The 14266-nt window shown below is 71.1% G+C and carries 11 protein-coding genes; 6 read left to right on the top strand and 5 right to left on the bottom strand.

Annotated features, from left to right (window positions below; all coding sequences use genetic code 11):
* Positions 1-238: 238 nt before the first annotated feature.
* Together WH07_RS21885 and WH07_RS21880 are read left to right on the top strand one after the other, a co-directional pair.
* Positions 239-2839 (top strand): ATP-binding SpoIIE family protein phosphatase, encoded by a 2601-nt coding sequence (locus WH07_RS21885; RefSeq protein ID WP_046502668.1) that lies wholly within the window; start codon positions 239-241, stop codon positions 2837-2839.
* Positions 2840-3023: 184 nt separating this feature from the next.
* Positions 3024-3662, top strand: a complete 639-nt coding sequence (locus WH07_RS21880; protein ID WP_046502680.1) for a nucleoside/nucleotide kinase family protein — start codon at positions 3024-3026, stop codon at positions 3660-3662.
* 172 nt (positions 3663-3834) lie between these two features.
* Here WH07_RS21880 and WH07_RS21875 read toward each other — a convergent pair whose 3' ends face one another.
* From WH07_RS21875 to WH07_RS21855, 5 genes are all read right to left on the bottom strand, one after another.
* Complete coding sequence (locus WH07_RS21875; protein WP_046502666.1) at positions 3835-4761, bottom strand: carbohydrate kinase family protein; 927 nt, start codon at positions 4759-4761, stop codon at positions 3835-3837.
* 185 nt (positions 4762-4946) lie between these two features.
* Complete coding sequence (locus WH07_RS21870) at positions 4947-5867, bottom strand: pseudouridine-5'-phosphate glycosidase (RefSeq protein ID WP_046502677.1); 921 nt, start codon at positions 5865-5867, stop codon at positions 4947-4949.
* A gap of 172 nt (positions 5868-6039) precedes the next feature.
* Positions 6040-7269 (bottom strand): formaldehyde dehydrogenase, glutathione-independent, encoded by a 1230-nt coding sequence (gene fdhA / locus WH07_RS21865; protein WP_046502664.1) that lies wholly within the window; start codon positions 7267-7269, stop codon positions 6040-6042.
* 258 nt (positions 7270-7527) lie between these two features.
* The gene (locus WH07_RS21860) at positions 7528-8073 is read right to left on the bottom strand and encodes a methylated-DNA--[protein]-cysteine S-methyltransferase (RefSeq protein WP_046502675.1); all 546 of its coding nucleotides are present in this window, start codon (positions 8071-8073) and stop codon (positions 7528-7530) included.
* 81 nt (positions 8074-8154) lie between these two features.
* Complete coding sequence (locus WH07_RS21855; RefSeq protein ID WP_046502662.1) at positions 8155-9063, bottom strand: glycerophosphodiester phosphodiesterase; 909 nt, start codon at positions 9061-9063, stop codon at positions 8155-8157.
* Positions 9064-9365: 302 nt separating this feature from the next.
* On the opposite strand from WH07_RS21855, the gene WH07_RS21850 reads away from it, so the two are divergent.
* The 4 genes from WH07_RS21850 to WH07_RS21835 form a co-directional block, all read left to right on the top strand.
* Entirely contained in the window at positions 9366-10271 is a 906-nt protein-coding gene (locus WH07_RS21850) for an MHYT domain-containing protein (protein ID WP_052744515.1), read from the top strand.
* A 72-nt stretch (positions 10272-10343) separates the two neighbouring features.
* Positions 10344-12482, top strand: coding sequence for an excinuclease ABC subunit UvrB (gene uvrB, locus WH07_RS21845; RefSeq protein WP_046502660.1), 2139 nt, complete (start codon positions 10344-10346; stop codon positions 12480-12482).
* Between the two features lie 183 nt (positions 12483-12665).
* A complete protein-coding gene (locus WH07_RS21840; RefSeq protein WP_046502670.1) occupies positions 12666-13232 on the top strand; it encodes a TerD family protein in 567 nt (188 codons plus the stop codon).
* Positions 13233-13403: 171 nt separating this feature from the next.
* Positions 13404-14266, top strand: an 863-nt coding sequence (locus WH07_RS21835; protein ID WP_046502658.1) for a TerD family protein, incomplete at its 3' end; no start/stop codon positions are given.

Raw genomic sequence — 14266 nt, 5'->3', positions numbered from 1 at the left:
TGGGCGGAGGGTCGCTGACGGTCGGGGACGGGGTGCGGGACGGCCGTATCGAGGTGTCGGGGGAGGGGGCGCTGGCCAAGGTGCTGCGAGGGGAGTGAGGGCGCGCCCGCGCAAACCTCTCCCGCGCCCGCTTTGATGCATTTTTAATGCAAATGTAGGTAAAAGGCATATTTGTCACCCAATGCCATACTGAAGGGTGTGAGTGTCCCCTGATGGCCGGAAGGTGAGATGAGCGGCGATGATTCGACCGGACACCGCGAATGGGAACGGGTCCGTCCGGTCGAATGTCTTTGTTGACGAGGAGTTCACGGCCAGGGCCACCGTCGACTCCCGAGGCGTGGTGACGGCGTGGAACGACGGCGCTCGCAGACTCCTCGGATACCGCGCCCCGGAGATCGTGGGACGGTCCGTGGCCGAGCTTTTCGCCGACGCGGAGGTGGCGGAGTCGGCCGCCCGGGCGAGCGCGGAAGCGCAGCGGAACCACCGGAATCCGAGCAGGTGGCACGGTACGGTCACGCTGGTGCACCGGAGCGGTGCCCCCATGGACGTACGACTCCTGGCGCACCTCGGGGCCCCGGACGCCGACACCCCGCACACCGGGCAGCACGGAGGCTCCGGCGGGCATACCGCTGCCGGTGAGATCGCTGCCCGGGAGCCCGCTGCCGGGGAGCCCGCAGCCCGGGAGACCGCCGATGACGCGGAGTCCGCCACCGGTCTGGAATGGCTGCTCGTCTCCCCCCTCGCCCGCACCGCGCCCTCCGCCGAGGACGACGAGCTGATCGAGCAGTCCTTCAACCAGTCCCCGTGCAATATGGCCATCTACGACACCCATCTGCGGTTGCGGTGCCTGAGCGACGACATGGAGAAGGTGCTGGGGCTTTCGGAGGGCGATGTCCGCGGGCTCCGGCTGCCCGAGATCGTGCCCGGTCCCGAGACCGAGGACACCGAGCGCGAGATGCGGCTGGCGCTGGAGACCGGGGTGTCGCGGCGGCTCGCGTTCTCCCACCGCATGGTGGGCCATGACCATGAACTCGCCTGGTCGGTCTCCATCTCCCCGATCTGGGACCACGACGGACAGGTGCGGGGCGTCATCATCGCGACACATGATGTGACCGCACAGCATCTGGCCCGGCAGCGGCTGCTCCTGGTCAACGACGCCACCGTCCGTATCGGCAGCACCCTCGACATCGCGCGGACCGCGCAGGAACTCGCCGATGTGTCCGTCCCGGTCTTCGCCGACTTCGTGACGGTCGACCTGCTGCCACCGGTCAGCGAGGGCGGAGAGCCGCCCCCGGGGCCCATGTCCGGCCGGATCGAGCTGCGCCGGGCCGCCTGCCGGTCCATCTACGAAGGCAATCCCGAGGCCGTGTACGCGGTGGGCGACATGGCCGTCTACTCCGGCTACTCACCTGCGGCCGAGAGCCTCATCACCTCGCGGGCGATCCTGAACCGGGTGACGGACCCCTCCGACCCCTCCGACAACCGGTGGGAGATCCCCGCCCGGGCCGCCTCGGTCCGGGATTTCGGCTTCCACTCGATCATCTCCGTACCGCTGCGCGCCCGCGGTACCACGCTCGGTGTGGCCAACTTCGCCCGTCACCGGCGGCCCGACCCGTTCGAACAGGAGGATCTGCTCCTCGCCGAGGACATCACGGCGAGGGCCGCCGTCTGTATCGACAACGCCCGCCGCTTCACCCACGAGCGCGAGACGGCGCTGACCCTCCAGCGCAGCCTTCTGCCCAGGGAACTGCCCGAGAACGCGGCGGCCGAGGTCGCCTTCCGCTATCTGCCGGCCGACACCAGGGCCGGCGTCGGCGGCGACTGGTTCGATGTGATCCCGCTGTCCAGCTCCCGGGTCGCCCTGGTCGTGGGCGATGTCGTCGGCCACGGGCTCCAGGCGTCGGCCACGATGGGGCGGCTGCGGACCGCCGTGCGCACCCTGGCCGATGTCGATCTGCCGCCCGACGAACTGCTCACCCATCTCGACGACCTCGTCAACCATCTCGCCGCCGAAGCGGCGAGCGGGCAGAGCGCGGGCAGCACACCGGAAACACCCGGCGATGTGGGGGCGACATGCTTGTATGCGATCTACGATCCTGTCTCCCGGCGCTGTTCCATGGCCCGTGCCGGACACCCCCCGCCCGCGGTCGTCCGTCCCGACGGGTCCGTCGAATTCCTTGAGCTGCCCGCGGGCCCGCCGCTCGGCCTGGGCAATCTGCCCTTCGAATCCGTCGATGTGGAGCTGGCGGAGGGCAGCGTGCTCGCCCTCTACACCAACGGTCTGATCGAATCGCGCGAGCGCGGTGTCGACGAGACGTTCGCCATGCTTTCCGAGGCGCTGGCCCAGCCCGCCGCGCCGCTGGCCGACACCTGCACCGCCGTGTTCCGGGCGCTGCTCCCCGATCACCCCGCCGACGACGTGGCCCTGCTCCTCGCCCGTTCCCGGGCGCTCGACGCCAACCAGGTGGTCACCTGGGACCTGTCCTGCGACCCCGCCGTCGTGGGCCGGGCCCGTGGCGATGTCACGGCGCAGCTCACCGACTGGGGCCTGGAGGAGGCCGTCTTCACCACGGAGCTGGTGGTCAGCGAACTGGTCACCAATGCCATCCGGTATGCCCAGGCACCGATTCAGCTCCGTCTCATCCATGACCGCACCCTGATCTGCGAGGTCTCCGACGGCAGCAACACCGCCCCGCATCTGCGCCGGGCGCGCGTCTTCGATGAGGGAGGGCGCGGTCTGCTGCTGGTGGCGCAGCTCACCCAGGGCTGGGGTACGCGGCAGGGGGTCGGCGGCAAGACGATCTGGGCGGAGCAGAGCCTTCCGGTCATGGGCTTCTGACGGCGTTGTTTTTGACGGTGCGTCAGATGTGCGTCGGAAGTCGGCCGGACGGGCCGGGCTGGGGAGTGACCGGGGGTGTGTACGGTTCGGCCCGCCCGGGTCTCTCGTGCGCCCTGCGTTGCCGTGAGGCGTTCTTGTGGGCCGTGCGTTCTTTTGTGCCGTGCGCCTGAACGATGATGAACGGGTGCGACTCGAAGCGATCACGTGGGACCGGCTGACCGAAGCCCTCGCCGAGCGGTTGCTGGACACCAGCCCCGCCGACGGCGGCCCCTGGCTGCGCGTCGCCATCGACGGAGCGCCGGCCGCCGGGACCGCCGGGCCGGCCGAGGCGCTGGCCGGGGCACTGCGGCTGCGCGGCCGGTCGGTGCTGGTCGTAGGGACGGACGGATTCCTGCGCCCGGCCTCGCTGCGGTACGAGTACGGGCGCGAGGACCCCGAGGCGTACTACAGCGGCTGGTTCGACACCGGCGCGCTCTGGCGGGAGGTCTTCGGGCCACTGGAGCCGGGCGGCAGCGGGCGGGTTCTGCCCGACCTCTGGGACCCGGCGACCGACCGGGCGACCCGCAGCCCCCACCGCGAACTCGCGCCCGGCGGTGTGCTGGTGCTGCACGGTCCGCTGCTGCTGGGGCACTGGTTCCCGTTCGACCTCGCCGTCCATCTGCGGCTGTCGCCGGGTGCGCTCCGGCGCCGTACCGACGGGGGCGAGCTCTGGACGCTGCCCGCCTTCGAGCGGTACGAGGCGGAGGTGGACCCGGCCGCGGCGGCCGATGTGGTCGTACGGGCCGACGATCCACGGCACCCGGCCTGGGGCGGACTGGCCTGACCGCGTCCGGCCCGACCGCGTCCGGCCCGAGGACCGGTCCGGCGACGTCCGGCCCGGCGAGCGGCGGGTCCGACCGCGTCCGGCACGACGGGCGGCGGGTCCGACCGCGTCCGGCCCGGCGAGCCGCACCGGCCTTCCGCCCGGCCACGGGCTGTCCGGCTCGAAACACGCCCTAGCTCTCGTACGCCGGGCGCCCGCCCACCGTCGCCACCGCTTCGGCGCCTGCCCGGCACCCCGCCGCCGCGGCTTCCACCGGGTCCGCGCCGGCCAGCCGGGCCGCCAGGAACGCGCCGGTGAACGCATCGCCCGCGCCCGTCGAGTCGACGGCGTGCGCTCGGACGGGGGGTACGCGGGCGCGCACGGCGCCCGCCTCCGCCACCAGCGCGCCGTCCGCGCCCAGGGTCACCACGGCCACCGGCACCCGTCGGCTCAGTTCGGCCGCGGCGTCCGCCGGATCCGCGAGACCGGTGAGGAGCCTGGCCTCGTCGGCGTTGGGGAGCAGGGTCTCGACTCCCGTCACCGCCGCCAGAAAGCGTTCCGCGCCCAGCCCCTTGAGGAAACCGGCCGAGGCCGGGTCCACGCTCACCGGAATTCCCCGCTCCAGTGCCGACCCCATCGCGGTCGCGGCCAGCCGACGGCTCACCTCGGTGAAGAAGAGATAGCCGGAGAGATGCAGCCGGCCCGCCCCGTCGAGCAGCGACGGTGACCAGTCGGCGGGGGACAGGCGCAGTGCCGCGCCGCTGTCGGTGAGCAGAGTGCGCTCGGCCGAGGCGTCGACCAGGCAGATCACCGTGGCGGTCGGCACCTGATCGTCGATGACCAGACGTGCCCGTACCGCCGCCCGGCGCAGCCGCTCCGCGTGCCAGTCATGGGCGTCCGCGCCGACCCGCGCCAGCAGCCGTACGTCCGCGCACCCGGTGCGCGCGGCCCAGCACGCGGCGTTCGCTCCGGCGCCGCCCGCCAGCGTACGGATCTCGGCGGCCGTGTCCGTACCGTGCGCGAGCGCCGTACGGTACCGCGCCACCACATCGGTGACCACGTCCCCGATCACCACCAGGCCCTGTCCGGCGGATCTTCGTGGGCCCGCGACGCCTGGCACGGCACCTGTCTGCGTTGTCGGAGTCCCAGTACGAGGCTGATCCTCCGCCTTGCGATGCTTCCCCGGGGCCTGAACGGCACGGGAGGTACCCCCTCCACCGGACGCCGCGGCCTGATCCCCGAAGATCCGCCGGACAGGACCTGGGCCCTGTCCTGGCGCGCCGCCGCAGGGCAGGGCGCCATGGCTCACCGGGCGGCGGTCCGTGCCACGGCGATGCGCGCCGCGAGCCGTACGTTGCCGCGTACTGCCGCGAGATTGGCCTCCAGCGAGGCGCCTCCGGTCCCGCGCATGAGCTGGTCCAGCAGGAACGGTGTGACGGCCTGGCCGCCGATCCCGCGCTCCCGGCACTCGGTGAGCGCCTCCGCCAGCACCCGGTCGTGCAGCGCGGGATCGAGCTGCTCCGCCTCCGGCACGGGATTGGCGACGATCAGCGCCGACTCCGGGCCGCCGATCGTGTCCTGGGCCCGCATCACGGCCGCGACCTCCTCGGGGGTGCGGACCGTCCAGTCGACCGGCTCACCGGAAGAGGCCAGATAGAAACCGGGGAAACGTTCCGTCCCGTAGCCCAGGACGGTGACGCCGAGCGTCTCAAGACGCTGGAGCGTCGCCGGCACGTCCAGGATCGACTTGACGCCCGCGCACACGACCGTCATCCGTGTCCTGGCCAGCAGCGCCAGATCGGCCGACTCGTCCTGGGTCTCGGTCCAGCCGCGGTGGACCCCGCCCAGGCCGCCCGTCGCGAAGACCCGGATCCCGGCCCGCGCGGCGAGGAACGCCGTGGCGGACACGGTCGTCGCGCCGCTCGCGCCTGCCGCGATCGCGGGCGCCAGATCGCGCTGCCCCAGTTTCCGTACGGACTCGTCCTGGGCCACCCGCTCCAACTGGTCCTTGACCAGGCCCACATGGGGCCGTCCGTCCAGTACGGCGACGGTCGCGGGCACGGCGCCGCCGGACCGCACCAGCTCCTCCAGCTCCTCCGCGACCGCCAGATTGCGCGGGCGCGGCAGTCCGTGCGCGATGATCGTCGACTCCAGGGCGACCACGGGACGGCCCGCGGCGAGTGCGTCCCGCACTTCGGGGGACGGCTGCGAAGTGGTGTCTGGCATGTCCACATCCATGACACATCCGGGGCGCCCGCAAACGTCGACGGGCCCCCGCGCACGTCGTTCGCCGAACCGCGGACGTCGCTCGCCGACCGGCGGGGCGCCGGTCGGCGAGCAAGGCGAACAATCGGATCCGCGCGGGACGGTCAGATCCGGCCGCGAACGGCGCGAACGGTCAGGCCGCCTTCGCCGTGTCCAGCGCGCCGTGCGGGTTGAGCACGTACTTCCTGCTCGCTCCCTGGTCGAACTCCGCGTAGCCGCGCGGGGCGTCGTCCAGCGAGATCACCGTGGCGTTGACCGCCTTCGCGATATGCACCTTGTCGTGCAGGATCGCCTCCGAGAGGCCCCGGTGGTACTTCATCACCGGGCACTGACCCGTGGTGAACTCATGGCTCTTCGCCCAGCCGAGCCCCAGCCGTACCTTCAGCGTGCCGCTCTTGGCGTCCTGGTCGACACCGCGCGGGTCCTCGGTGACATACAGCCCGGGTATGCCGAGCTTGCCGCCCGCCCTCACGACCTCCATCAGGGAGTTGAGCACCGTCGCCGGAGCCTCGTCCGTGTCCTTGCCGTGGGCGCGCGCCTCAAAGCCGACCGCGTCGACCGCCGCGTCCACCTCGGGCACCCCGAGGATCTGGGCTATGTGGTCCTCCAGCGACCCCAGGGTCAGGTCGACGGTCTCGCAGCCGAAGCTGCGGGCCTGGTCCAGCCGCTGGGTGTTGAGGTCGCCGACGATGACGACCCCCGCGCCGAGGAGCTGCGCCGCTGCCGCCGCCGCCAGGCCCACCGGCCCCGCGCCCGCGATGTACACCGAGGAACCGACCTCCGCGCCCGAGCTCACCACGCCGTGGTAGCCCGTCGGGAAGATGTCCGAGAGCATCGTCAGGTCGAGGAGCTTCTCGCGAGCCGCGTCCCGGTCGGAGAACCGGAGCAGGTTGAAGTCCGCGTACGGCACCATGACGTACTCCGCCTGCCCGCCGACCCAGCCGCCCATGTCGACATAGCCGTATGCCGCGCCAGGCCGCTCGGGGTTGACGTTCAGACAGATTCCGGTCTTGCGCTCCTTGCAGTTCCGGCAGCGCCCACAGGCGATGTTGAACGGGACCGACACGATGTCGCCGATGTCGATGAATTCGACATCGGGCCCCTTCTCGACGACCTCACCGGTTATCTCGTGTCCGAGGATCAGACCTTCGGGCGCCGTCGTACGGCCTCGAACCATGTGCTGGTCGCTGCCGCAGATGTTGGTGGCGAGGACCTTGAGTATGACCCCGTGCCTGCACTTCCGGCCGACATTCGCCCGGGGTACTCCAGGCCCTGCCTCAAGTTCCAGCTTGGGATAGTCGGTCGTCCTGACCTCGACCTCACCCGGCTTGATGTATGCGACCGCCTTGTTTCCTCCGGTCATGCTGACTCGCCGTCCCTTCCGGCTCTACGTGTCCAGCGGATGACTCGGCCCGTGCACGGGTCATGGAGCCGGCTACCGCTCGGGCTGCGGGCCGGACGTACGCGCGACCCGCGCACATGTCCGCCGGGCTGTACGCGCGGTGGTGCTCCACAAATCAGCCTAAGCCCGGCGGCAGAAGCGGACAAGTGGCGGTATAACGCACCAATCCGGTCATCCCTGTGGGGTCCGTCAGCTCAGAACAACGCCGCCTCCGTGCGTTCAGAACAGCGGCGCCGGAAGCACACCCTCCAGGGCCAGCAGCCGCCTCTTCGTCTCCAGGCCGCCGCCGAAACCGCCTATCCCGCCGTCGCTCTCCACCACCCGGTGGCACGGCACCACCACCGGCAGTGGATTGGACCCCATCGCCACGCCGACCGCCTGGGCCGCCTCCGGCCGGCCCACCCGCCGGGCCAGCTCGCCGTACCCCACCACCGCGCCGTACGGGACGCCGGCGGCCAGCTCGCGCAGCACCTGCCGGTTGAAGCCCCCGGACAGCGACCAGTCCAGCGGCAGCGCGAACTCCCGTAGCTCGCCCGCGAAATACGCCCTCAGCGCGCGTATCGGCCCGGCCAGCAGTCCCGACGCCGATTCGGCGGGCTCGGTCCCGAACCGGCTCCTGAGCCGCTCCAGCGCCTTCTCCCGTACCGGCCCCTCGGCGTGGAAGACCACACTCACCAGGCCCTGCCCGGTCGCGGCCAGCATCAGTGGTCCGATGTCGCTGCCCACGACCGTCCACTCAAGTGGCGACTGCGCGTAGTTGTTCATGCCGACCACCGTACGGTCCGCCACTGACAACGGGCCCCGGCCCCGGCCGGCAGGGCCGCCCGCCGGGGCCGGGGCGCGGGCTCAGCTCACGGCGTCCCGCACGACGTCCGGGTTGTTGGTGATGATCCCGTCCACGCCGAGATCCCTGACGCGCACCGCGCCCGCCGCGGTGTTCACCGTCCAGGTACTGACCGTGAGCGGCTTGCCCTGCGGGCCCTTGAGCCGGTGCACCGCGGCCACGTAACCGGCCGTGAGCGAGGTGTACGACGGGTTGATCTGGTCGGTGAAGGCGGCGTACGCAGGCAGCTCGGCCACGGCCGGGGTGCCGAGGAAGCCCGTCGTGATCTCGGGCCGCCGCTGGTGCACCGCACGGATGCTGTCCGCGCTGAAGCTCTGGATCACCAGCTTGTCCTGGACATGAGCGGTGTCCAGCCAGCCCTCCTGGTCGAGCACCCGCAGGATGTCCTGCTCGATGCCCGGGTACTGCTCGGGCGCCTTGATCTCCAGCAGCAGCTTCTGGCCATTGGCCTCGACGGCGTCCAGATACTGGTTCAGCGTCGGCACGCGCTCGCCCGCCCAGCGCGCCCCGAACCAGCTTCCCGCGTCGAGCCGGGCGATCTCGGCGGCGGTGAAGTCCTTGACCTTCCACGGCGCCCTGCCCGGGAAGACCTGCTCCACGTTCGTGGTGCGCCCGAGGGTGTCGTCGTGGATCACGACCAGCGTGCCGTCCTTGGCCCGCTGTACGTCGTTCTCCACCCAGTCGATGCCCAGTTCGCCGGCCCGCTCGACGGCCGCCAGGGTGTTCTCCGGCGCGTACGCGGAGGCGCCGCGGTGGGCGATGACGAGCGGACTGCCGCTCGCGGCGGCGGAGACGGAAACGGAGACGGCGGTGGCGGCGGCCGGAGCGGCGGACGCCGTGGCGGCGCCCGGCAGCATCAGGGTGACTCCCAGCAGTGCGGTGGCCGTTGTCGCCGAAGTACGCGCGTACACGTGGACTCCTCGCGTCGTGGGGTGACGGTCGGCCCCGAGGGTGACAGCCTCCGGCCAACAAGGGACGGGCGGAGGCTGGCCACAACATGAAGCGATACGCCATGCGCCTCCATGCGGCCACACCCCGGAGGAGACATACCGCATCGGGCACCCGTCCCGCTCCGTGTCGCCGCATGTCGGCTTCATATCGCCTTCATATCGACAAATCGCCAGGTGCCTGTTTGATTACCGGCGCGGCCGTCCTACTCTCGCCCCGAACCAGCGCTTCCGTATACGGAGCCGAGGGGCGAAGGGCACACCGCATGCAGGGCACCGTCGAAGGATTCAGCTACGGCCTCGTCACCCCCGTGGCGGCCTTTCTCATGGCCTGTCTCGGGGCCGCGCTCGGCCTGCGCTGCACCGCGAGATCGCTGCGCACCCGGCGCCCCTGGAAGCCCGGCGGCCTGGCGCTCGGCGCGGCCTCGATCGGCTCCGGCATCTGGACGATGCACTTCATCGCCATGCTGGGCTTCGCCGTCACCGAGGTGCCCATCGGCTACGACCGGCTCACGACCTTCGCCAGCCTGGCCGTCGGGATCGTGATGGTCGGGACCGGGATCCTCATCGTGGGATACCGCGGCTCCACACGAATGGCCCTGGTCACCGGCGGTACGGTCACCGGTCTGGGCATCGCCACCATGCACTACCTCGGCATGGACGGCGTCCGGCTGCACGGACGCGTCGCGTACGACATCGGGACGGTCGCGCTCTCGGTCCTGATCGCCGTCGCCGCGTCCACCGCCGGGCTCTGGGTGATCGTCGCGCACCGGGGATTTCCGGCCAGTCTTGCCGCCAGTCTGGTGATGGGGACCGCGTCGACCGGAATGCACTACACCGCGATGGCCGGTGTCGAGGTGCATCTCGACGGGGTCACCTCGGCGCCCGGCGGCGCCCCCGCCGTCGAACTGCTCGTACCGATGCTGATCGGACCCGCGGTCTTTCTGCTGCTTGCGGGGGTGGCGCTGCTGCTCGACCCGCTCATGGTGGCGGGCGGGCGCGACCGGGACCGGCCCGCGGGGACCGTGACGGGGCTGTGCGGACGGGCCGGGGTGCCCGCCCAGCGCTCCCGCGCCCGCGCGGCACGCCGGGAGGAAGACAGCCGCGAGACGGCCGGCCGGACCGCCACCAGGGCCCCGCGCAGCGGCCCGCAGGACCTCCACGACTGGTGACCGACGGTGCCCGTCCGGTGATCCGGGGCCGCTCACCGCCCGGCTGTCAGTGGCGGGTCGTACGGTGGTTCCATGCGGCCCGTTTCCAGCATCGAACGTACGGTGGCGCCCTTCGAGGTCGTCAGTCCCTACCAGCCCAGCGGCGACCAGCCGACGGCCATCGCCGACCTCGAGCGGCGTGTCCGCGCCGGTGAGAAGGACGTCGTCCTGCTGGGCGCGACCGGCACGGGCAAGTCGGCGACCACCGCCTGGATGATCGAGCGCCTCCAGCGCCCCACGCTGGTGATGGCGCCGAACAAGACGCTCGCCGCCCAGCTCGCGAACGAGTTCCGCGAGCTGCTGCCCAACAACGCCGTCGAGTACTTCGTCTCGTACTACGACTACTACCAGCCCGAGGCGTACGTCCCGCAGTCGGACACCTACATCGAGAAGGACTCCTCCATCAACGAGGAGGTCGAGCGGCTGCGCCACTCCGCGACCAACTCGCTGCTGACCCGCCGCGATGTGATCGTGGTCGCCTCCGTCTCCTGCATCTACGGCCTCGGTACGCCCCAGGAGTACGTGGACCGCATGGTGCCCCTCAAGGTCGGCACCGAGATCGACCGGGACCAGCTCCTGCGCCGTTTCGTCGAGATCCAGTACACGCGTAACGACATGGCGTTCGCGCGCGGCACCTTCCGGGTCCGGGGCGACACCATCGAGATCTTCCCGGTCTACGAAGAGCTGGCCGTCCGCATCGAGATGTTCGGCGACGAGATCGAGGCCCTCTCGACGCTCCACCCGCTCACCGGCGAGGTCATCAGCGACGACCGCGAGCTGTACATCTTCCCCGCGAGCCACTATGTGGCCGGCCCCGAGCGGATGGAGAAGGCGGTCAACGGCATCGAGCGGGAGCTGGAGGAGCGCCTCGCCGAGCTGGACAAGCAGGGCAAGCTGCTGGAGTCGCAGCGGCTGCGCATGCGCACCACGTACGACATCGAGATGATGCGCCAGATCGGCTCCTGCTCCGGCATCGAGAACTACTCGATGCACTTCGACGACCGGTCGCCGGGCACCGCGCCCAACACCCTCCTCGACTACTTCCCCGAGGACTTCCTGCTGGTCATCGACGAGTCTCATGTCACCGTCCCGCAGATCGGCGCGATGTACGAGGGGGACGCGTCCCGCAAGCGGACCCTCGTCGACCACGGCTTCCGGCTGCCCTCCGCGCTCGACAACCGGCCACTGAAGTGGGAGGAGTTCCAGCAGCGGATCGGACAGGCCGTCTATCTCTCCGCCACGCCGGGCACCTACGAGATGTCGCGCTCCGACGGCTTCGTGGAGCAGATCATCCGTCCCACCGGCCTGGTCGACCCGGAGGTCGTCGTCAAGCCCACCGAGGGGCAGATCGACGATCTTGTGCACGAGATCCGCGAGCGGACCGCCAAGGACGAGCGGGTCCTGGTGACCACGCTCACCAAGAAGATGGCCGAGGACCTCACCGACTACTTCCTGGAGCTGGGCATCCAGGTGCGGTATCTGCACAGCGATGTCGACACCCTGCGCCGGGTCGAGCTGCTGCGCGAGCTGCGCGCCGGGGAGTACGACGTCCTCGTCGGCATCAACCTGCTCCGTGAGGGCCTCGACCTGCCCGAGGTCTCCCTGGTGGCGATCCTCGACGCCGACAAGGAGGGCTTCCTGCGCTCCGGCACCTCGCTGATCCAGACCATCGGCCGGGCCGCGCGCAATGTCTCGGGCCAGGTCCATATGTACGCGGACAAGATCACCCCGGCCATGGAGAAGGCCATCGAGGAGACCAACCGCCGCCGGGAGAAGCAGATCGCGTACAACACCGCCCGCGGTATCGACCCCCAGCCGCTCCGCAAGAAGATCAACGACATCGTCGCGACCATCGCGCGCGAGGAGGTCGACACCGAGGCGCTGCTCGGCACGGGGTACCGGAAGGCGGGCGGGGCCAAGGACGGCAGGGCGCCCAAGGCCGCCGTGCCCGCGCTCGGTACGAAGGCCGCGAAGGGAGCCGGGGCGGGCGGCAGGACGGCGGTGCTCAGCGACCGTCCCGCGGCCGAACTGGCCGGGATCATCGAGGAGATGACCGACCGGATGCGGGCAGCCGCGGCCGAGTTGCAGTTCGAGGTCGCCGCACGGCTCCGCGACGAAGTGAGTGAACTGAAGAAGGAGTTGCGGCAGATGAGGGAAGCGGGGCTGGCCTGACATCCAGAAGAACATGGTGTGTTGCAAGACCGACACAAAAACGGTCCAAGCCTCCTGCACCGCCCGCGCGACTGCGTAGGGTGCTGCGCAACCGCACGGACGGTTGCGGGGGAACCATTCGAGAGGGGACAGCGCGTGGTGGACGTATCCAAGGGCAGTGCGCCCGGGGGTCCTGGCGTCAATCTGACCAAGGGACAGGCCATCAGCCTGGAGAAGAAGGGCGGCGGCAGCCTGACCGCGGTGCGTATGGGGCTCGGCTGGCAGGCCGCGCCGCGCCGGGGTCTGTTCGGCTCCCGTACCCGTGAGATCGACCTGGACGCCTCGGCGGTGCTGTTCGCCGACAAGCAGCCGGTCGACGTGGTCTTCTTCCGCCATCTCGTCAGCGACGACGGCTCGGTACGGCACACCGGTGACAATCTGGTCGGCGGCGCGGGGCAGGGCGGGGACGACGAGGCGATCCTCGTCGACCTCCAGCGGGTGCCGGTCCATATCGACCAGATCGTCTTCACGGTGAACTCCTTCACCGGCCAGACGTTCCAGGAGGTGCAGAACGCCTTCTGCCGCATCGTCGACGAGACCAACGGCCAGGAGCTGGCGCGGTACACGCTCGACGGCGGCGGGCAGTACACCGCGCAGATCATGGCGAAGGTGCACCGCGCGGGCGGGGGATGGCAGATGACGGCGCTGGGCACTCCGGCCAACGGCCGTACGTTCCAGGACCTGATGCCGTCGATCCTGCCGCACCTGTAGGACGCACCGCACAACACGCGCAGCTCCCGGACGTCGGATCGCCGGGAGCTGCACGGCTGCCGTACGCCGGTACACCCGTGCGTCCGTACACCCGTAGAGCAGCACCATTCCGACACGACATCCGTATCCGTAGCCGGACGACGAAGAACAACTGACGAGGGGACAGAGGCGATGACGGCCGAGTTGGTCCGGGGGCAGAACCACCCCCTGCCCCACACCCGCCTGGAGATCCGGGTGACGGCCGGCGCACCGGTCATGGCCTGTGCCACGCTCGCCGACGCCCAGGGCACCGTGCGCGGCACCGAGTGGATCGCCCACCCCGGCTCGCCCGCCCTCCCGGGCGTGGAGGTGTCCCGGCAGGCCGCCGCCGGGCTGCGCTTCCACATCGACCTGGAGGCCGTGCCCGCGCAGGCGCATCTCGTGCGTGTGCTGCTCGCCCTGCCCGAGGGGGTGGGCGGCCCCGACCGTTTCGGCGCCACCGCGGCCCCCTTCGCCGCCGTCACCTCGACCGACGGCACCGAGATCGCCAGCTTCACGCTGACCGGTCTGGACGCCGAGTCCGCCGTGGTCGCGTTGGAGCTGTACCGCCGCCAGGGCGCCTGGAAGGTCCGCGCCGTCGGCCAGGGGTACGCGGGAGGGCTCGCGGAGCTGTTCGGCGACCACGGCCTGCCTCAGGCCCGGGCCTTCGCCGCCGGTATCCAGGAGGCGGTGGCCCGGCATCTCGCCAGTACGGTGCAGATACCGCGGCCCAGTACGCAGGACGGGGTACGGATCAGGCCCGAGGGACTGCCCTCGTCCGCGGCCCCGGGCCCGGCCACGGCACCCGGCCCGGCCACCCAGAGCGGTGCCACGGTCCCCCAGCCACTGGCCCCCGCGCCGCAGCCCGCGCCCGACGCCGTACCGCAGCAGGCCGGCACCCCGGGGCCCGGTACGGGCGGAACGCCCGCGGTGGGAGGCTCCGGCGGCACCGGCGGCGCGGTCAACTACACGCATCCGGGACGACGAACCTCCGCGCCGCCGACGCCGCCCCCGGC

It is taken from the genome of Streptomyces odonnellii (assembly GCF_000981895.1).
GTDB lineage: Bacteria > Actinomycetota > Actinomycetes > Streptomycetales > Streptomycetaceae > Streptomyces > Streptomyces odonnellii.
The sequence above is the reverse complement of the archived record's forward strand: the minus strand, read 5'-3'. Positions and strand labels throughout refer to the sequence as shown.